The sequence below is a fragment of the Hyphobacterium sp. genome, assembly GCF_965229905.1.
Lineage (GTDB): Bacteria > Pseudomonadota > Alphaproteobacteria > Caulobacterales > Maricaulaceae > Hyphobacterium.
On sequence record NZ_OZ245930.1, the window covers coordinates 104,855 to 123,944 of the forward strand.

17 protein-coding genes are annotated in these 19,090 nt (G+C 60.8%); 4 read left to right on the top strand and 13 right to left on the bottom strand.

From position 1 onward, the window contains the following. Window positions 1-42: 42 nt before the first annotated feature. Complete coding sequence (gene mazG / locus ACO08C_RS00595; RefSeq protein WP_421786599.1) at window positions 43-831, top strand: nucleoside triphosphate pyrophosphohydrolase; 789 nt, start codon at window positions 43-45, stop codon at window positions 829-831. Here mazG and hflX read toward each other — a convergent pair whose 3' ends face one another. The 8 genes from hflX to dusB form a co-directional block, all read right to left on the bottom strand. Continuing rightward, complete coding sequence (gene hflX / locus ACO08C_RS00600; RefSeq protein WP_421786600.1) at window positions 832-2,154, bottom strand: GTPase HflX; 1,323 nt, start codon at window positions 2,152-2,154, stop codon at window positions 832-834. It abuts the gene before it with no gap. After that, the gene (hfq, locus tag ACO08C_RS00605; RefSeq protein ID WP_421786603.1) at window positions 2,151-2,411 is read right to left on the bottom strand and encodes an RNA chaperone Hfq; all 261 of its coding nucleotides are present in this window, start codon (window positions 2,409-2,411) and stop codon (window positions 2,151-2,153) included. The genes hflX and hfq overlap by 4 nt, the downstream gene beginning before the upstream one ends. A 40-nt stretch (window positions 2,412-2,451) precedes the next feature. Continuing rightward, entirely contained in the window at window positions 2,452-3,375 is a 924-nt protein-coding gene (locus ACO08C_RS00610) for a D-amino-acid transaminase (protein ID WP_421786604.1), read from the bottom strand. 4 nt (window positions 3,376-3,379) lie between these two features. Beyond that, on the bottom strand, window positions 3,380-4,792 hold the full coding sequence (locus ACO08C_RS00615) for a potassium transporter TrkG (protein WP_421786605.1): 1,413 nt from the start codon (window positions 4,790-4,792) through the stop codon (window positions 3,380-3,382). Window positions 4,793-4,798: 6 nt separating this feature from the next. Continuing rightward, the gene (gene trkA / locus ACO08C_RS00620; protein WP_421786607.1) at window positions 4,799-6,172 is read right to left on the bottom strand and encodes a Trk system potassium transporter TrkA; all 1,374 of its coding nucleotides are present in this window, start codon (window positions 6,170-6,172) and stop codon (window positions 4,799-4,801) included. 10 nt (window positions 6,173-6,182) lie between these two features. Then, window positions 6,183-7,586 carry a sigma-54-dependent transcriptional regulator gene (locus ACO08C_RS00625; protein ID WP_421786608.1) on the bottom strand — a complete coding sequence of 468 codons (1,404 nt, stop codon included), beginning with the start codon at window positions 7,584-7,586 and terminating at the stop codon, window positions 6,183-6,185. 3 nt (window positions 7,587-7,589) lie between these two features. Further along, window positions 7,590-9,842: an ATP-binding protein gene (locus ACO08C_RS00630; RefSeq protein ID WP_421786610.1), complete on the bottom strand. Its 2,253-nt coding sequence runs from the start codon at window positions 9,840-9,842 to the stop codon at window positions 7,590-7,592. A 64-nt stretch (window positions 9,843-9,906) separates the two neighbouring features. Beyond that, window positions 9,907-10,881 (bottom strand): tRNA dihydrouridine synthase DusB, encoded by a 975-nt coding sequence (gene dusB, locus ACO08C_RS00635; protein ID WP_421786611.1) that lies wholly within the window; start codon window positions 10,879-10,881, stop codon window positions 9,907-9,909. A gap of 82 nt (window positions 10,882-10,963) precedes the next feature. Here dusB and ACO08C_RS00640 point away from each other — a divergent pair, with 82 nt between their 5' ends. Together ACO08C_RS00640 and ACO08C_RS00645 are read left to right on the top strand one after the other, a co-directional pair. Then, window positions 10,964-12,106, top strand: coding sequence for a bifunctional 2-C-methyl-D-erythritol 4-phosphate cytidylyltransferase/2-C-methyl-D-erythritol 2,4-cyclodiphosphate synthase (locus ACO08C_RS00640; protein WP_421786613.1), 1,143 nt, complete (start codon window positions 10,964-10,966; stop codon window positions 12,104-12,106). Continuing rightward, window positions 12,099-12,599: a CinA family protein gene (locus tag ACO08C_RS00645; RefSeq protein ID WP_421786614.1), complete on the top strand. Its 501-nt coding sequence runs from the start codon at window positions 12,099-12,101 to the stop codon at window positions 12,597-12,599. The genes ACO08C_RS00640 and ACO08C_RS00645 overlap by 8 nt, the downstream gene beginning before the upstream one ends. Here the strand turns inward: ACO08C_RS00645 and ACO08C_RS00650 are convergent. From ACO08C_RS00650 to ACO08C_RS00665, 4 genes are read right to left on the bottom strand one after another with little or no spacing between them, the layout of a single operon-like run. Further along, window positions 12,576-13,076 carry a type II toxin-antitoxin system RatA family toxin gene (locus tag ACO08C_RS00650; protein WP_421786616.1) on the bottom strand — a complete coding sequence of 167 codons (501 nt, stop codon included), beginning with the start codon at window positions 13,074-13,076 and terminating at the stop codon, window positions 12,576-12,578. The genes ACO08C_RS00645 and ACO08C_RS00650 overlap by 24 nt on opposite strands. Next, window positions 13,076-14,035: a lipoyl synthase gene (lipA, locus tag ACO08C_RS00655; protein ID WP_421786618.1), complete on the bottom strand. Its 960-nt coding sequence runs from the start codon at window positions 14,033-14,035 to the stop codon at window positions 13,076-13,078. The genes ACO08C_RS00650 and lipA overlap by 1 nt, the downstream gene beginning before the upstream one ends. Before the next feature lie 57 nt (window positions 14,036-14,092). Next, window positions 14,093-15,361 (bottom strand): hypothetical protein, encoded by a 1,269-nt coding sequence (locus ACO08C_RS00660; protein WP_421786620.1) that lies wholly within the window; start codon window positions 15,359-15,361, stop codon window positions 14,093-14,095. 48 nt (window positions 15,362-15,409) lie between these two features. Next, window positions 15,410-16,291: a hypothetical protein gene (locus ACO08C_RS00665; RefSeq protein WP_421786621.1), complete on the bottom strand. Its 882-nt coding sequence runs from the start codon at window positions 16,289-16,291 to the stop codon at window positions 15,410-15,412. A 252-nt stretch (window positions 16,292-16,543) separates the two neighbouring features. On the opposite strand from ACO08C_RS00665, the gene ACO08C_RS00670 reads away from it, so the two are divergent. Continuing rightward, window positions 16,544-18,292: an AMP-binding protein gene (locus ACO08C_RS00670; RefSeq protein ID WP_421786623.1), complete on the top strand. Its 1,749-nt coding sequence runs from the start codon at window positions 16,544-16,546 to the stop codon at window positions 18,290-18,292. On the opposite strand, the gene ACO08C_RS00675 is transcribed toward ACO08C_RS00670, so the two are convergent. After that, window positions 18,289-19,023 (bottom strand): hypothetical protein, encoded by a 735-nt coding sequence (locus ACO08C_RS00675; protein WP_421786625.1) that lies wholly within the window; start codon window positions 19,021-19,023, stop codon window positions 18,289-18,291. The two genes, ACO08C_RS00670 and ACO08C_RS00675, sit on opposite strands and share 4 nt — an antisense overlap. Window positions 19,024-19,090: the final 67 nt, after the last annotated feature.

The following is a 19,090-nucleotide window of genomic DNA, read 5'->3' on the forward strand; positions in this document are numbered from 1 at the left end:
ATTATGCGCATATTGACGCACCACGCCGGTTGACCTGCACCGATGCCTGAAGCGACTCCCCTGCAGCGCCTGCGCGGCATCATGGAGCGGTTGCGCGATCCTGAGACCGGTTGTCCATGGGATGTTGAACAACGCTTCGAAACGATCGCGCCCTATACAATTGAAGAAGCCTATGAAGTCGACGACGCTATCCGCCGCGGCGATATGGCGGATCTGAAGTCCGAGCTCGGCGATCTCCTGCTCCAGGTCGTGTTTCATGCAAGGATGGCGGAGGAAGCCGGTCTGTTCGATCTCGACGATGTTGCCGATGCGATATCCGACAAGATGATACGCCGCCATCCCCACGTGTTTGGAGACCATCATTACAGGGATAGCGCAGAGCAAACGGAAAGCTGGGAAGAATTGAAAGCCCAGGAGCGCAAGCAGAAAACGGGCTCTGACGGCTTGCTGGACGATGTTCCCCTCGCCCTTCCGGGTTTGAAGCGTGCGCAGAAGCTGCAAAAACGTGCCGGCACGGTAGGTTTCGACTGGCCCGATGCGGAACGGGTATTGGCCAAGCTGGACGAAGAGATTGCAGAGGTTCGCGACGCATTAGCGGCCGGCGACGCCGATGAAATTGAAGATGAGATCGGTGATTTGCTATTTGTTTGTGCTAATTTGGCGAGAAAAGCTAAAGTAGATAGTGAGGCGGCCTTGCGGCGAGCGAACGCCAAGTTCGAGAGACGTTTCCGTTATATAGAAGACTCGCTCAGAACACAGCAGCGTGACATTCGCGAGACCTCGCTTGATGACATGGAAGCGCTTTGGGTCGAGGCCAAATTACGCGAATAATCAGATCGCGTCCTCGAGATCCGGCACCAGTTCGGGAAACTGCGATGTGAATCGCCCGGCCGCTTCCGGCGACAGGCGGGTTCGCGCCGTCGTGATCCCGCTGTCGTCGACCTCTTCAGAGATCACCGCCCCGTGCTCGTGCAACCAAGCGATGGCGCGATGCTGGGACGCGTCGGCGGTCACCGTGAGGACAACCGACTTGGCGGCCATAGCGTGATCAATCTGCGCCAACAGGCGGTCTATTCCCTCTCCCGTCTGAGCTGAGACGCTGACCGCTGCGATGGCATCCTCGCTCTTATGCGGCAGGTCGGCGACACGGTCGGGATCGAATTCGTCATTCCAGAGATCGATCTTGTTAAAGACCTCGATCACCGGCTGGCCGTGTTCGGCGCCTGCATCGATGGCGTCGAGAATAGCCTCGACTTCGCGTCGCCGGACATCGAAGTCGACCGCTGAGACATCGAGAACATGCACAAGGATATCGGCCTCCCTCACCTCCTCCAGAGTAGCCCGAAAGGCCGCGACAAGTTCGGTAGGCAGGTCTGTGATGAAGCCGACAGTATCGGACAACAGCATCTGCGTGCCGGCCGGGGTCCGGAAGCCGCGAACGGTGGTATCCAACGTGGCGAATGGCATGTCCTTCGCAAACACGCCTGCACCCGTTATCCGGTTGAAAAGCGTCGATTTTCCGGCATTGGTGTAGCCGACGATCGCGACCAGCGGAAAAGGCGCTGTCTGCCGCGTCTTGCGATGTAAAGCGCGCGTGCGGCGGACGTCTTCGAGCTCGCGGCGCAGCTTGGCCATCCGGTCGGCCAGCATCCGCCGGTCGGCCTCGATCTGGGTTTCACCCGGGCCACCAAGAAAGCCGACGCCGCCGCGCTGGCGTTCGAGGTGGGTCCACGTCCGAACGAGGCGTGAACGTTCATAAGCCAGCCGCGCCAATTCAACCTGCAGCCGCCCCTCCTTGGTCCGCGCCCGCAGTCCGAATATTTCGAGGATCAGGCCGGTCCGGTCGATCACCTTGACCTTCCAGGCCTTTTCGAGATTTCGTTGCTGGACCGGCGATAGTGCCGCATCAATCACGGCGACGTTCACGCCGAGCGCTTCGATATGGATGCCCATCTCCTCCAGCTTGCCACGCCCGAAGAACCGGCCCGGATCAATCTTGCGCACCGGAGCGAAAGTGGATTCGACAACATCAAGGCCCAAGGCTTCCGCCAGGCCTGTTGCCTCTTCGAGGCGAGCATTTTCTTCGGGGTCGCTGGCACCCAATCTGGCGCGGATTACGATCGCCTTGTCCGCCGGCGTTTCGGTTTCAATCAAGCTGGGTCGTCTCCGCTATCCTGCTCTTCTTCGAAGAGAGAGACGGGTGCCGACGGCATGATCGTTGAAATCGCATGCTTGTAAACGAGTTGCGACTGGCCATCGCGGCGCAACAATAGGCAGAAATTATCAAACCATGTGACGACGCCCTGAAGCTTCACCCCGTTCACGAGGAAAATCGTCAAAGGTGTCTTTGTCTTGCGGACGGAGTTGAGAAAAACGTCCTGCAAATTGTTGCTCTTGCGTTCGCCTGACATGGTCTGCTCCTGTTATTCTTCTTTTTGGACCCGAACAGCCTTAATTCTGAAGGTGTTTTGACCGCCGCGCAACCAGCCAGACCGGTTGCCGCATTGCCGGAGCCTTCGATCGGTCCTTCGCGGTTGCGACATAGCGCTCGCGAAGCATTAGGGAGAAGCTTCCCGGATGGCCATTGCCGACCGGCTGCGAATCTATACGCACCACGGGCGTCAGAAATGAGGTGGCCGAGGTGATAAAAGCCTCCCGGGCTCGCAGGGCTTCGTCACGGGAAAAGGGCCGCTCCTCTGTCGCCAGCCCCTGTTTTTCTGCCAGTTCGAAGATGATGCGGCGGGTTATGCCGTTAAGGATATCATGGTCCGCCGCACGTGTGACGAGCACACCGTCCGCTGTGATGATCCAGGCGTTGGCCGCCGCCCCTTCGGTGATCATCCCGTCGCGGTCGATCATCCAGCACTCCGCTGCGCCTTCGGCGCGCGCCGCCTGTTTTGCCAATGCGTTCGGGAGGAGTGAAACGGTCTTGATGTCCCGCCGTGCCCAGCGCTGATCTGGCCGCGTGATTACCGCAATGCCCCGCTGTGCGCGGCTTTCGGCGGCATTGGCATTTGCCGATCGCGCGGTGATCACGATACTGGGCGGTACGGAGTCCGGTGGAAAGACGTGGTCACGCCGCGCGACGCCGCGGGATATCTGCAAATAGATCAAGCCATAACGGATGCGGTTAACGGCAACGATCCGTTGCAGGATCGCCGTCAATGCCGCGTCAGACAGCGGTTTGCGGATCTGGAGCTCCTTCAATGACCGCGCCAGCCGCTTCAAATGACCTTCGAAGTCTGTCAATTCGCCATCGATGACGCCCCAAACCTCGTAGACCGCATCGGCAAACTGATAGCCGCGGTCCTCGACATGCACGGCCGCCTGTGCGTGCCGCACGTATTGGCCGTTGACATAGGCGATGCGGGACATGGGGTCAGAATCTCCGGAACAGGGCAGCGATCGCGGCCAGACCGGCCAGAACTTCGAGCCGCCCGAGCACCATCAGAATTATGGCCATGATCTTGGACGCCGTCGACAAGTCCGACCATCCATGATCGGGCGACAATTGATCGTGCAGCGGCCCGGCATTCGCTAGCGCCGTCGAAGCGATGCTCCAGGCCGATTCGAAGGGTTCTCCGGCCAGAGCAAACAAGACCACCGAGATAGCGACCAATCCGATATAGCCCAACACAGTGACCCACAGAGCCAGCATTGCCGGATTATCGGCGGTCCGGCCGCGGTGCTTAACACTGACCACCCCAGAGGGATGGGCCATTCGTGCCAATTCGACGATGGCGCCGCGCGACAGAATGACCAGGCGGGAAATTTTCAGCCCCCCGGCGGTCGATGTCGCAGCCCCGCCGATCATCGCCGCGAGCACGGCGGCAAGCGGTGCATGCCCCGCCGCATTATCGACTGTGAAGCCGCTGGTCGAGACGACGAATACCGCGTCGGCCAAGATGGCCAGGGCGCTTGATCCGCCGCCAGTCCCGATCGCAAACAACACCGACAAGCCGGCGACCAGCAACAGCATGGCGAGCACATCGGTATCACCCGGTATGCGCCGCTGCGTGATGATGGCCCGGAGATAAGCAATGTTCATCGCCCCGATCAGGCAGATCAGCGTCAGCGTCGCGATGGCCGGCCCCGACACCTGGCCGCTCAACGGTCCGGACGAAACTGTGTACCCGCCGGTCGAAATCGCCGACATGGTCAGGCAGACAGCTTCAAAGGCCGGCACTCCGAATGCCGCCAGCACGAGATAGCCGATTGCCGCGAAACCCGCATAAATCAGAGCGATGCGGCGCGCAGCAACATGCAGGTTGGAGAAGATGTTGTCGTAATCCGCCGTCAGAAGGAAGGACTTCCGGAGTTCCAACCCCGCCTTGTCGAACGCCGCCAGCACGCCGGCTGCGGTCAACAAGGTGAGATACCCGCCGAGGAAGCTTAGAAGGCAGCGCCAGAAAATCAGCGTGTCCGGCACGGCTTCGGGGGCTGCCAGGATGGCGCCGGTCGTTGTGAGGGCTGAATAGGCTTCAAACAGGGCTTGCAGATAATCCATGCCCGGCGTGAGCAAGACAAAGGGGATCACAAAGAAGAGCGGCGTGATGATCCATAACGCCATGACGAAGGCCGACGCTTCGGCCGCTCTTGCGATCAGCTTCACTCCTGCCGAGGCCGACCATATCAGCCCGCCGGCAAACCCCAACATGGCGGCGGTGATGAGAAATGATTGTGCGGCGACATAGGCCCCTGTCGGAAGCGTAAAGAGCGCGATCAGCAAGATGACCAGCGCGAGGGCGGTCCACGTTTGCCCGAGGGGCCGAAGGACACCGAGCATAAACATGGCTGGCTAGAAATAATCCAGGCTGACCCGGAACAATCGTTCCACTTTGGAGACGGCCGAAGCTTCGGCGAACAACAACATCCGGTCGCCCTCTTTCACGATCGTATCGTCACCTGGCATGCAGATCTTGCCTTCCTGGACCAAGGCGCCGACGGTCACATTGTCCGGCAGTTCCAGCTCGTCGATGGATTTGCCCAACAAGGGCGATGTCGCCAGGACGACACCTTCCAGTGCTTCGGCCAGGCCGCCTGCAATCGACTGGAGGCCGGTAATCCGGCCACGGCGAATATGCTGCAGGATTGTCGAGACCGTGGTCGTGCGCGGATCAATGAACACATCGACATCGAGGGCGTCGCGGAGCGGTGCGAAGGATTGCTCATTGACGAGGCAGATGGCCCGCCCTGCCCCCACCCGCTTGGCCATCACGGCGCTCAACAGGTTCACCTTGTCGTCATTGGTCACGCAGATAATCAGTTCCGCGCGGTCCGCGCCCGCCTCGCTGAGCAATTCCGGCGTCAAGCCGTCGCCATGGAGGACAACGGTTTTCTTGAGCTGGTCGGCGGCGGCTTCGGCGCGCTGCTTATTCGCCTCGATCAGGCGCACCTTAACCCGGCCGAGCCGTTCCAGGGCGCGGGCCACATAGACACCGATATTGCCCGCCCCGATAATAACCACACGCCTCACCCGTTCGGTTTTCTGCCCGAATATCTGGAGCGCGCGCTCAAGCATGGCGGGCTCGATCGAGATGTAGATCTCATCGCCCGCGAGCAGCGGATCCGCGGCGGTCGGCACGAAGAGTTTTCCTTCGCGATTGACGCCGCACAGCGACAGGCGGAGATCTGGAAAAATGTCGCGGATCTGGTCGATGGACGATCCGGCGACCGGGCTGTCCTCATCCATCCGGATTCCCAGCAATTGCACGCGCCCGCCGGCAAACAGCGCCGTCGAAAAGGCACCCGGCGTTTCTACCCGCTGCAAGATTGACCGGCCCACCTCAAGTTCCGGCGAGATCACAACGTCGACCGGCAAATTGCCGGTCGAGAACAGGCCGCGCCAAGCGGGATCAAGATAGGATTGCGCCCGCACCCGCGCGATCCGCATGGGCGTCTTGAAAAGTGAATGCGCGACCTGCGCCGCGATCATGTTGGTCTCGTCGGAATGAGTGACCGCGACGAGCAATTCCGCATCGCCGACGCCGGCGCGTTCCAGCGCATCGGGGTGCGAGCCGTGGCCGACAATACCGCGGACATCGAGATCGGTCGTGATCTGGGAAATCAGCTCCGGTGACCAGTCGACCACCGTCACCGCATTACCTTCGCGGGATAGCGCCTTGGCAATGCCATAGCCAACGCGCCCTGCCCCACAAACGACAGCCTTCATGGCGTCATCCTTATTCCTCGGCGAGCTCGCCTTCCGAGCGGGCTTCAGAGGTATTTACCCCTAAAGACTTGAGCTTGCGATGCAAGGCGGAGCGTTCCATGCCGATAAAGGCCGCGGTCCGGGAAATATTGCCGCCAAAGCGATTTATCTGCGATTTCAGATACTCACGCTCGAATTTCTCGCGTGCATCACGGAGTGGCAAAGCGATCATCCGTTCAGCGTCAAAGCCCGCATCGTCGGTTTCGCGGCCCGCGACTTCCGATGGCAGCGAATCGAGCGTGATGACGCCTTCATCATTGCCGGACGAAAGAATAAGCAGCCGTTCGACATTATTGCGGAGCTGGCGGACATTGCCCGGCCAGTTGTGCGCTTGCAGGGCGGCCATTGCATCATCGCCGATTTCGCGTTTGGGAAGGCCCGAATAGGCGGTGATCTTCGACAGGAAATGGCGGACGAGCAGTGGGATATCCTCGCGGCGTTCAGCCAATCCCGGAACCTCGACCGGGACCACGGCGAGCCGGTGATAGAGATCCTCGCGGAACAAGCCTTTGGATATGTGATCGCGCAGATTCCGCGAGGACGATGAGACTACCCGGACATTGATGCGCACATCCGCACTGCCGCCGATCCGGCGGAAGCTGGAATCGACCAGCATGCGGAGCAATTTGTTCTGCGTTGCCACCGGCATGTCACCGATCTCGTCGAAAAACAAAGTTCCGCCATGCGCGCGCTCGAGCAGGCCGATCTGACTGACAAGGCCCTGGTCGCTTTCGGCACCGAACAATTCCTGTTCGACGCGATCGGGCGCCATCCCGGCCGCATTCACGGCAACAAAGGGCGCTTTCGACCGCGGTGAGCTGGCGTGTATCAGGCGTGCGACGACCTCCTTGCCGCTTCCCGCAGGTCCGCTGATCAGCACGCGGCTGTTGGTGGGCGCGACGCGTTCGATCAATTGACGCAGCTGCGTAATCGCGCTGGACTTTCCGATCAGCTCGGTATCGCCCGCGCCTTTTGCCTTCAGCTCCGCATTTTCGCGGCGCAGCTGGCTGGCCTCCATCGCCCGCTCAATGGTCAGGATGAGCTTGTCGCTCTTGAACGGCTTCTCGATGAAATCGTACGCGCCTTTGCGGATCGCCGCGACAGCGGTTTCAATCGTGCCATGACCGGAAATGACGATGACCGGCAATTCCGGATCGACCTTCTTCATTTCCTCGAGCAATTCAATGCCGTCGAGGCGACTGCCCTGCAGCCAGACGTCGAGGATTACCAGCGACGGTTTGCGGGTGCGCAAGGCATCCAGCGCATCGTCCGCATTGGCCGCCTCGCGGGCGTGATAGCCCTCGTCTTCCAGCAAACCGGCGACGAGATCGCGGATGTCTTCCTCGTCATCAACAATGAGAATGTCGTTTGCCATGTCTCACACCTGGGCAGTTTCCGCCTCGGAAGCGATATCCGGGCCAATTTCAGTGGATAGCGGGAATTTCATGCGCACGATGGCTCCGGGGCCGGTCTCGGGAGTGTCCAATTCGAGCCGTCCGCCATGGTCTTCCATGACGCGCTTGACGATCGCAAGACCCAGCCCCGTGCCCTTCTCGCGGGTGGTCATATAGGGCTCGGTGAGCCGGTCACGATTGGAGATGGGCCAGCCCAAACCATTATCAGTAATGGTGATTTCAGCGAAACCATCGACCGTGCCCAGCGTCACCAGGATGCGTCCTGGCGAGTCATTTTCGGCGTCGCCTTCGGCGCGTGAAATGACGCTTTCCGAAGCGTTCTTGACAATATTCGTCAGCGCCTGCGCAGCGAGGCGCTCGTCGCACTCGGCCGCGATGTCGGAAGCATTCTCGTCAAACTCGACAGAGATGGACGGCGTGGCGACGCGTTGCGCAAAGACGACATTTCGGATGAGTTCGCGCAATTCGACGCGTTCGATCTTCGGCTGCGGCATCCGGGCGAAAGACGAGAACTCGTCGACCATCCGGCCGATATCGCTGACCTGGCGGACGATGGTTTCGACGCAGCGGTCGAAGGTTTCACCGTCCTCGTCATCGATCTTCTTGCGATAGCGGCGCTGCAGGCGTTCCGCCGACAACTGGATCGGCGTGAGCGGGTTCTTGATCTCATGCGCGATACGGCGCGCAACATCGCGCCATGCTGCGCTGCGCTGCGCGGCCACGAGCCGGCTCACATCATCGAAGGTGATGATCAGTCCCGCCTCAGGGTCGAGGCCGGCGCGCACGTTGAGGCTGATCGGATGATCTTCATGCTCTGAGAGCTCAACCTGCGATTCTGCAAGTTCACCCGCGCGCTGACGTGCCTGGATCGCGACACTTTCGAGTTCCGGTGACACGCCAGCCAACTTCTTGCCGATGAGGTCATCCTCAGACCGGCCGAGCAGATCACAGGCCGGGCGGTTCACCAGGGTGATATTGTCTTGATCGTCAAGACCGATGACACCCGCACTGACGCCGGACAGCACGGCTTCGGTGAAGGCCCGCCGCCGCTCCGATTGGTTGTGCGCCATGACCAGTTCACGCCGCTGGCCGCGAAGCTGCCGGGTCATCCGGTTGAAAGCGCGGCCGAGCGTGGCGATCTCGTCATCCTCGCGTTTTACTTCCACACGCGCTTCCAGATTGCCCTGGCGCACCTGCTCGGCCGCCCGGACGAGGCTCGAGACCGGGCGGACGACGCGGTTTGCCGCCGACAAGGCCAACCATATCGCGCCCAACAGGATCAGGATCGCGGTCTCGATATAGACGAGGACGAACACCAGGCGGGTCTCGGCTTCGCTTTGCGTCGCGGCGCGATAATCGTCCAGCGCCGCCTGCGCGCGTTGTAACAGTGTGAGGTCGATGTCGAGCGTGACGTACAGAAAGGTGTCGCTGTAGGCCGGCAAGAGCAGTAGCGCCCGCAAGGCAGGATCGTTGGCCGCCAATTGGTCTGGATCAGACACGCCGAGGTCGCCGCCCCGCGCCAATTCGAATAGCCGGTCAGATGGAGGAACAAATGGCGGTGCATTTGCGCGTTCAGCGCGTGTGCGAATACCCCCCTCGCCATCGACGAGGTAGGCCGAGTCGAAACCACGGATAATGGCTTGCCGGCGGAAGTATACGTCGTAAGTGGGGCGATCATCGGAGAACGCAGCAATCGCTTCGGGATCACTGATATCGCCAGCCATCAATGTAACTTCGCGAAGCGCTTCATTGGCTTGCTGCTCGACGATGGAGCGCGCGGTGCTGGCCGCGGATTCCACGACGGTATTCACGCGCTCGCCGAACCAATACTCAACGCCCCGTGTCAGCACGCCACCGAGAAACAGCGCCATCAGGATCGCTGGAGCAGCCGCAGCAAGCGAGAACATGGCAACGAAGCGCAGATGCAGGCGCGGGGCCGGCTCACCGTATTTGCGGCCGGCAAACCGCCGCGCCACGCGATAGCCAACGAGCGCTGCCAGGGCGAGCAGCACAACAAGGTTTCCGATGAGGAGAAAGATCAGATTGCGGCGGCCGGGGAAAGTCTGATCGTCGCCGAAGATCAAAATGCTGGCGGTATAGACGATCAGGGTCAGCGAAATCGCCACGCCGGCCCATAGCCCGAGTGCCAGCCCTCTTGGCAAGGACAGGGGTTCGCCGTGTGTCTGTGGCGTGTTATCGATCGTATCTGCCGACATTTATTGAATAATTGCCGAGTTGTTGCCGCAGATCAACGACCTTGTGTCGTTCAGGTCACAGTTATCAGGCGGCCAGGGCTATTTGGTCTTCTATCTGGCTAAGCAAGCGCATGGCTTGGCCCGGGTCTTCTGCGCGGCACAGCGGCTGGCGCAGGGACGGTAGCGCCGGTATTTCGCTGGCGAGAAAAGCAGCGAAGTGCTTGCGCATCATCCGCAGTCCGATGAAGTCGCCATAAAAGCGGGCGGAGGCGTCGAGCTGCGCCTTGAGTCCATCGATCTTCTGTGTCAGCGGCAAAGGCCGCGCCTGACCTTTTATTTCCGCATCGAGTTCACCGATCAACCAAGGCCGGCCCTCTGCGGCGCGGCCAATCATGACGAGGTCGGCACCGGAAGCAGCTTTTGCCTGCGCTGCCGATGCGGCATCGCGGATATCACCATTCACGACGACGGGCAGGCGGACGGCCGATTTGACGTCCCGGATCCGGCGCCAATCGGCCTCGCCCTTGTAGAATTGCTGGCGTGTGCGGCCGTGAACCGTGATCAGCTGTACGCCTATGGCTTCGGCGCGCTGGGCCAGTTCAGGCGCATTGATCGACGTCTCATCCCATCCCAATCGCATTTTCAGCGTCACCGGAACAGAGACCGCACCGACGGTCGCTTCGATCAGTCGCTGTGCATGGTCGAGATCGCGCATCAAGGCCGAGCCCGACAGCCCGTTCGTTACCTTCTTGGCGGGGCAGCCCATATTTATGTCGATGACGTCGGCGCCCTCATTTTCCGCAATGCGCGCCGCTTCACGCATCCAACGCGTTTCCCGGCCGGCGAGCTGAAGAATTTTCAGGCCCGACCCGTCATCCAGCGCGGCTTTGCTCCAGGCTTGTTTACCCCCCGTAACAAGCTCCTCGCTGGCGACCATTTCGCTGACCACGAGCTCAGCACCGAAAGCCCGTGCCTGTTGCCGGAATGGCAGATCGGTTATGCCCGACATCGGCGCCAACATGGCGTGGGCGCTAACGCTATGAGGTCCGATCTGGATCATGGGTGCGTGCGGTCTCTGGTCTCGGAAGCGGGCGGAAACTATAGAGGTCACCGAGAAAGCTCAAGCAGGGATAAAAAGCCGGGTGAGCCAGACCACGACAGCCGCCGTGATTGTCGCTGCCGGACGCGGTCAACGTGCAGGCGGCGGCGTCCCCAAACAGTACCGCCTGCTCGACGGCGAGCCTGTTTTGCGCCGTACGTTGTGGGCATTCTGCGGGCATCCGGACATTGGTTCGGTATGCGTGGTTATCCACCCCGACGACAAGGGATTATTTGATAAAGCAGTTGAAGGTTTGCCCGTAACTTATTGCTTTGGTGGTGACACACGGTCGCAATCTGTCCGGAACGGCTTGGATAAACTGATGCCCGCCATGCCCAAGCGCGTCCTCATTCACGATGCCGCCCGGCCTTTCGTGACGCAGGATCTGATCGCACGTCTCATAGACGCTCTGGATGCAGCACCGGCGGCGATCCCTTACATCCGGCAGACCGATGCGACCTTTGTCCGTGACGGAAATCGCATCGACCATTCCGTCGACCGCAACACGCTGGTTCGCGCACAGACACCGCAGGCCTTCGATTTTGACGCGCTGCGGAAAGCGTTTGAGACAGCAGTGAACACATCCTACCCGGATGAGGCCAGCCTGGCCCGCGCCGCCGGCCTTGAGGTGGCGCTTATCGAAGGCGATCCGGACAATATCAAGCTGACCTATGCACGCGATTTCGGGCAGGGCCCGCGCGTACCGGCCTTCCGCTTTGCAACAGGATATGATGTGCACCGGCTGGGTGCCGGCGACGGTGTCTGGCTGGGCGGGGTCTTGATCCCCTGCCCTTACCGCCTGATCGGGCATTCCGATGCCGACGTTGCGCTGCATGCATTAACCGATGCCATTCTCGGCACAGTTGGCGCGGGCGATATCGGCCAGCATTTTCCGCCATCGGATGACCGCTGGAAAGGCGCCTCATCCGACGCCTTCCTGCGGCATGCGGTCAACCTCGCGGGCGAAGCCCGTGCGCGCATCGTGCACGCGGATCTTACGCTCATTTGCGAAGTGCCGCGGATCGGGCCGCACCGGGCGGCCATGAAAATGCGGATTGCGGAAATACTGGAGATTTCCGAAGCCGCCGTGAATATCAAGGCGACCACGACGGAAGGGCTCGGATTTACCGGCCGGCGCGAAGGCATCGCCGCGCAGGCGAGCGTGACGGTGCAGATCGATGAATAGTATTGATGACGACATCACGGCGCTGGCGGCGGCTCTGGTCGAGGCCGCCAGGACAAAGGGCTTGAAGCTGGCCACAGCAGAGAGCTGCACAGGAGGTCTGGTTGGCGGCGCGATCACGCGTATCGCCGGCTCGTCGGATGCCTTCGACCGCGGCTTCATCACCTATTCCGATGCAGCGAAAATGGCGCATCTCAATGTTTCGGAGGACACGCTCAATGCCGTTGGGGCCGTATCGGAAGCGGTCGCCCGGGAGATGGCCGTTGGCGCCCTCGCCGCTTCCGGCTGTGATATGGCGGTCTCTATCACCGGGATTGCCGGACCGGGCGGCAGCGACCACAAGCCAGCCGGGCTTGTGTGGTTTGGCTTGGCAATGGCTGATGGCCAGGTCCTGACGCGCGAACGGCATTATGGAGATATCGGACGCGATGCGGTGCGTCAGGCTTCGGTCCGCGAAGCGCTGGACTTCCTGCTATTCGGTGTAGATCGTCCGTAGATCGCCGTATTCGCGTGCACCGATGGTGGGATAGCGCCGGTCGGCTTCAGCGACGAAATGCTCGATCAGGCTGCGCACGGCGCGGTCCTTATTGGCGTTCAACAGCATTCCCAGAACTATGTTGGCAAACTCGAAGGTGAGCGAGAAGTCGATCCGGGTCGAGCCATCCGGCAAGGCGGTGAGCCGCCAGCAGTTTTCCAGGGTTCTGAACGGGCCGTCCACCAGATTGACGCTGATCTCCATCGCTTCCGCATCGGCATCGACACGTGTGATGAATCGTTCGCGTGCAATTTTGAACCGGACCAGCGCTTCGGCAGTGAATTGACCGCCTTTGGCGGTATCGCCGTGGCGTTCGACAATCCGCAGATTGGTCAGATAGGGGATAAAGTCGGGGTAGCGTTCGACATCAGAGACGAGCTCGAAAATGTCGGTCGCGGCGTGACGCGCGCGCAGGGTTTCCGTGACCGTCGTTGGCATTACCGTGTCAGGCTGTCTTCGCGGGCTTTCCGCAAGCGCTTGAAATCGTCGCCAGCGTGATAGCTTGAGCGGGTCAGCGGGGTCGCTGACACCATCAAGAAGCCTTTCGCCCGTGCGATGGTCTCGTAAGCCTTGAACTCTTTGGGATCGACGAACCGTTCAACGGCGGCATGTTTCCGCGTCGGCTGCAGATACTGGCCTATGGTTAGAAAGTCGATGCCGGCCGATCTCATATCGTCCATCACCTGCATGACCTCTTCCTTGGTCTCGCCAAGGCCGACCATTAGCCCCGATTTCGTGAACTGCGACGGATCGCGTTCCTTGACCCGTTCGAGCAGTCGCAAGGAGTGGTAGTATCGTGCACCCGGCCGGATCGATAGATAGAGCCGCGGGACGGTTTCAAGATTGTGGTTGAACACGTCCGGCTTGGCATCGATCACCGCTTCCACGGCACCGGATTTTCGCAGGAAATCCGGCGTTAGAATTTCGATCGTCGTTGCCGGCGAAGCGCTGCGGATGGCGTTGATCACATCAACAAAGTGCTGGGCTCCGCCGTCATCGAGATCGTCGCGGTCGACCGACGTGATCACCACATGTTCGAGACCCATTTTGACGACGGCGTCGGCGATCCGATTGGCTTCATCGTGATCGACGGCGTCCGGCAAGCCGGTCTTGACGTTGCAGAAGGCGCAAGCCCGCGTGCAGGTGTCTCCGAGAATCATGAAGGTGGCGTGCTTCTGCGCCCAGCACTCGCCGATATTCGGGCAGCCCGCCTCTTCGCAAACCGTAACAAGCGCGTTGTCTTTCACGATCTTGCGGGTTTCGGCGTAATCCTTGCCGATCGGTGCGCGCACACGGATCCAGTCCGGCTTCCGCTGGACCGGATTGTCCGGGCGATGCTGCTTTTCAGGGTGACGGGGCTTGGGGCTCTCCGCCAGGGTGTCGATAAGATTGGCCATTGAAGCGCAACATGGCGCTTGTTGCGGGCGGCTTCAAGCGCCGCCCGCAATCGGAAATCACACTGCCGCAGCTGGCGATGCCGCACCGCCATCCGATGCCGCCGCCGGTCCGTCGTCCTTGCGGCCGAAAGCAGCGAACGTCCAGGCACCGAGCCCGATCCAGGACAGGATGATGCCGGCGATCACCGCCAGTGGGGGCACCACCCAGAGCGCGGCCACGAGGATCAGCACGATCAGGAGGCCGAGCACGCGCATGCCGGTTCCGGATTTACGCACACCAGTCCGCTCGAGGAAGAAGTCGCTGATGGCGATAGCGCCAAGCGGATAAGCCAACATCAGCACCAGCAGCGCGAAGGTAATCCAGAACGGGATCAGGATGACGCCCACCAGGGTGATGGCCAGCAAAACAATGCCGGCGACCAGCAGCATGATCCATCCCATCGGGAACAGGAACAGGCCTACCAGCGCCGAAAGCATTGGGCGTTGGCGGAATTTCCGCGAGACGCGCGCCACGCCGCGCGGCATCAGCAGGAGCGCCAGCACGCCGAGGATGAAGTCAAAGGCGATTCCGGCAGCGATAAAGAAAGGTGTTGCCGGAACGATATCCAGGTCGAGGTCGGCCAGATTGAAATGGGCGCGATCCCATTCAATGTCCACGTCGCTGAAAACATACTCGACGCCGCCCACGATAGTGGCATCGGATGCAATCTCGGCTTCGACCGGGCCGCGGTGTTGCAGGCGGCCATTGATGACGGTCCCGGGCTCAACGATCAGCCGCGCTGCCTCGATATCAACATCCCCATTGATCTGGCCCGAAATCACGACCTCCTCGGCGAATACTTCGACATTGGACAAGAACCGTCCGGACAGGATGACCTCCTTGCCGGAAATGTCGGCTTCGCGCGTGACCACGCTGGTGCCGGACATCACAAACCGGCCGGCCGCTACATCGAGCCCGCCGCCAATGGTGCCGGAATAATTGACGAATCCGCCGCCCATATCGGCGTCGCCACCGATATCCATCATGACATCGACGGCGCCGCCGCCGATTTCCGCATCGCCGCCTGTTCGGCCCGCGATTTCGACATTACCGCCCGCGAGATGGGTATCGCCGCTGACATCCAGTTGCGCTTCGATACTGCCCGCGAAGATTTCGACATCTCCCCGGACGACGCCCGAGACTTCGGCCGATCCCGCGATAATGTCGAGATTGCCATCACGGTCGATATTGGTGAGCTCGACATGCCCGCCAAATTGTTGTGCGCCCGCTGTTACGCCGGATGCGACTGCCAGCCCGGCAGCCAAGAGAAGCGTGCGAATGAACATATTCACCTCCGTTCGCCCCCCGGCGTATGGGATGCGGTTGAAACCGGCTTAGCGGCCATAGGGTTCCAGCAAGTCGTCACAATCACGATTGCCGATCTCTTGATATGTTACCAATGAGTGGCTGATACCATCGGCGATCTCTGGCGGCTGTTCGGCAAAAACTGCCAAATTGCCTGTCAATTCTGCGTTTCGCGTGATCTCGACGCGCCGTGCGCATACGGCGCTGCCTTCTCCGATGCGGCCGCCAATGCGGATACGTTGATGACCGTTATCACTCGACCACTGCCAGCCGCGGCGCGAATGCGCGATCGCCATCAGGCGCCCGTCGATCCCGCCGGCAATGTCAATCCGGCTGCCAACAAGATCGGCATCGCCCGAAATATGTGCGCCGATATCAAGATCGCTTCCGGCGACCGCGAGATCGCCTCCAATTCGTGTGTCATCCGTGAGTTCGACATCGCTGCCGGCGATTTCAAGATTGCGGTCAATGCGGCCGTCGACGAAAACATCGCTGCCGGCGATCGACAGCTCGCCGTGCGTCGATCCCATCCAAGACACGTCGCTGCCCGCGATATCGACATCTTCACCGGCCTCGCCAGACCAGGTCACATCGCTGCCGGCGATATTCGCGCGGCCGCCGACACGCCCTTCGAATTCGACGTCCGAACCGGCCAAGGACATGTCGCCGCCGATATTCGCGCGAACCTCGAGGTCCGAGCCGACCAGTGACAAGTCACCACCGATCTCGCCCTCAACTGTCATGTCGCTGCCCATCAGGCTGACATCGCCGTCCTGTTCGAAACGATGGTATCCGTCGTGCGCGCGATGACCGTCGGCGTGACTGAAATGAGCGGTCGCGAGAGCGCTGTCCATGCATCCGCCAAGCGGCAGAGCACCTGCGACGGCACCCACAGCAAGAAACGTCTTCATGCCTGAAATCTCCAGACTCGAGAGGAAACAACACGGTTTCCCCACTCGCTCCCCAGCGATGAATCATTTCATAGCATATCGAAATTCGATATGAAAGCAATTTTTCGTTTTTCGATAAATTTTTGCAGCGCAGCTCGCCAAAAACCCCACAAATGTGAACGGAATTTCGGGCTTTTCTTGAGCGGGCTGAAGGCCTAACCTTAGCGTCAAGCAAGAAAAAACGCGTTCAGCGCGTCTCACGGGGAGAATCGTATGACGGACCGCACCAAAGCGGACGACCATTCTGTCATGAACCAAGACGACCTTCCGGTCGCGGCGGATACCCGGCCGGATGTATCGGCAGATATAGCGGACCCTCTGGAATCCGCTCCGGCTATCGACGAACCATCGAGCGACCTTACCACCGATGGCGACCATCCTCCGCCGGTCGACCCGTCTTCCTGGCCCCATATCGAAGGCGAGCCTTTCAAGCTGTCGCGGGCCCGCAAGACCGTGCTGCAAGCGTTGCTGCGGGCCAAGAACAAGGCAGGCGGCAAAACCACCGTCATCATAGATGCCGACGGACGAAAGCTCGACTATAACGAGATCCTGCGCGCGACATTCGCGCTGGGATCGGCGCTCGCGCGGCATACCGAAAAAGGCGAGAAGGTTGCGGTACTGCTGCCGACCGGTGCCGGGGCCGGCATCGCCTTTTTTGCCCTGAATGCCTATGGCCGGACGCCGGCCATGCTCAACTTCACGGCGGGTGCGAAAGCGATCAAGGCGGCCTGCCGTGGCGCACAGGCCACCAAGATCGTCACCGCACACAAATTCATCGAACTGGGCGGACTAGAGGAGCTGGAACGCCAGCTGCTCGAAGATCACGAGCTGATTTACCTTGAAGACGTGCGCGAGGAGATTTCCACCGTCGACAAATTGCGCGCGGTCCTAGGCCCCCTCTTTCCAGGTTTCGTGGCAGCGAGGACCTCGCCTGAGGAGACCGCGGTCATCCTGTTTACCTCCGGCACCGAGGGCGATCCCAAAGGCGTGGCGCTTAGCCATGTCAATCTGGTGGCGAATGTCGAGCAGGCGCGCGCCCATGTCGACATTTTGCCAAGCGACATCGTTTTTAATTCACTGCCGACCTTCCACAGTTTCGGACTGACGGGGGGGCTGCTGCTTCCGCTGCTGGTCGGCATTCCGGCGGTGCTGCACCCCAGCCCGCTGCAAGGCAAGACGATCATGGAACGGGTGCGCAAGACCAAAGCCACGGTTCTTTTTGCGACGGACACCTTCCTCAATCAGTACGCCCGCGTCGCCGAAAAAGGCGATTTCGACAGCCTTCGCTTCGTCGTCTGTGGAGCCGAGCGGGTGAAGGATGAGACGCGGACCATGGTGCGCCGGGAATTCGACCTTCTGGTGTTGGAGGGGTATGGCGCGACAGAGGCTGCGCCGGTAATTGCCGTCAACCAGCCCGAGCGTAACAAGCCAGGCACGGTCGGCCGCCTCATCCCCGGGATGAAGGCGCGGCTGCAGCCGGTGGAGGGCATTGCAGATGGCGGGCGCTTGCACGTTAAGGGCCCGAATGTGATGCAGGGCTACATCTTCCCGAGCGAGCCGGGCGTGATCCATCCACCTGAAGACGGCTGGCACGACACGGGCGACATCGTCACCTTCGACGAGGAAGGCTGTGTCCAGATCCGCGGCCGTCAGAAGCGGTTTGCGAAAATCGGCGGCGAGATGGTGTCACTGGCGGTGGTCGAGAATATTGCCACCTCGCTCTGGCCGGACTGCCTGCACGCCGCTGTCACCCTGCCCGACAACAAAAAGGGCGAGCAGGTGGTCATCGTCACCGAATATGCCAATGCCGAGCGCAGCGACATGGTCGCCTTCGCACGCAGTCACGGCATTGCGGAGCTGGCCATCCCGAAACGGGTGATCCCGGTCTCCGAGATTCCCGTTCTGGGCACGGGCAAGATCAATTATGTGGCGATCGAGAAACTGGCGCGCGGCGAGGATTAGTCGCGGCAGCGCGCCCGGTCACGTTCAACATAAGTGATATTGCCGGCGTCAAATCCGTCCGGATAGTCCGGCGGGCTGTCGGCGAGTACGGTCAGCGGCGCGTTGACTTCCGCACCTTCCATAAACCGGACGTCGTGCGCACAGACTTCGCCGCCCGCATTCAGGACACCGCGGATTTCGATCTCGCTGCGATCGCGGCGGCGGAACAAGCCCTCGCGGCTACTGCCCTGAAAATCGACCTCGCCGTCCGCAATACCGGAAAACTCCATATCGCCGAAATCGATATCCAGCCTCGACATCGCATGGCCGGCAAAATCGAGCGCGCCGACGGCGATCTCGGTATCGCCGGTCATGACGGAGCGCGCACTGACCTCAACGGCGCCACCGGAAATCTCGGTTACGCCTCCAATCTGGAGATCGATCTCGACGGCTCCGCCACTCAATTCGGCATCGCCGGCAACACTGCCAAAGATCGAGATCGCGCCGCCGCTGGCTTCGAGGTCGCCGCCAACTTCTGCGTCGATATCCACGGCCGCACCGGAAACCTCCAGGTTCCGGCCAAAGGATCCGCTGACATCGACGGTCGCGCCCGAGAAAGAACCGCTGCCGGTGACATCGCCGGAATAATCCACGGTGATTCCGGACATCGATACGTTCTGGCTCTGGGCCAGAGCGGGGGATGCGGCAAGCACGCTGCAAGCGGCCGCCAGCCAATAATTACGTGTATTCATTTCAAGCTCCCTTCAGGATCAAGAGAGCCCCTTCCGGCCCGCACTGTTCTTAAAATCGGCGCCGAGA